This window comes from Nguyenibacter vanlangensis (assembly GCF_013376155.1).
In the GTDB taxonomy this organism is placed as follows: domain Bacteria; phylum Pseudomonadota; class Alphaproteobacteria; order Acetobacterales; family Acetobacteraceae; genus Gluconacetobacter; species Gluconacetobacter vanlangensis.
Window position 1 is genome coordinate 1 of record NZ_JABXXP010001113.1, and the last position, 687, is coordinate 687.

Annotated in this window: 2 pseudogenes; both read left to right on the forward strand. The window is 70.6% G+C overall.

What is annotated here, in order from left to right:
* A pseudogene (locus tag HUK84_RS21560) lies at positions 1–361 on the forward strand (UDP-N-acetylmuramate dehydrogenase); the annotation flags it as partial.
* Positions 358–687 (forward strand): annotated as a pseudogene (locus HUK84_RS21565) (D-alanine--D-alanine ligase); the annotation flags it as partial. The pseudogenes HUK84_RS21560 and HUK84_RS21565, both read left to right, overlap by 4 nt.

The window sequence follows — 687 nt, forward strand, 5'->3', positions numbered from 1 at the left end:
GATCCGCCGATCCATCGCCGCCATCCGCCAGTCGCGCGAGGAGTCGCAGCCCGTCCGCGCCCGCACCGGCGGCTCGACCTTCCGCAATCCCGACCCGGCCCTCACCGACCGCAAGGCCTGGCAGCTCATCGACGCGGCCGGCTGCCGCGGCTTGGCCCTGGGCGGCGCGCAGGTCAGCGAAAAACACTGCAATTTCATGCTCAACACCGGCACCGCCACCGCCGCCGAGCTTGAAACGCTGGGCGAGACGGTGCGCAGCCGCGTCCAGGCCGCCACCGGCATCGCGCTCCATTGGGAAATCAAGCGCATCGGCCGCCCCGACCCTGCCTCTATCCCATCCCCTGCCGGAGACCCCGCATGACCGCACCGCGCAAGATCACCGTGCTCATGGGCGGCCTCTCCGCCGAACGCAGGGTCAGCCTGTCCAGCGGCGCCGGAATCAGCGCGGCACTGCGCGAGGAAGGATTCGACGTCCGCGTGATCGACGCCGGCCCCGATCTCGGCGCCATCGTCGCCGACCTGACCGACCACAGGCCCGACGTCGTGTTCAACGCGCTCCATGGCCGCTTCGGCGAGGACGGATCGATCCAGGGCGTGCTGGACTGGATGAACATCCCCTATACCCATTCCGGCGTGCGCGCCTCGGCGCTGGCGATGGACAAGGCTGCCGAGCGCACCGCGCTGCGC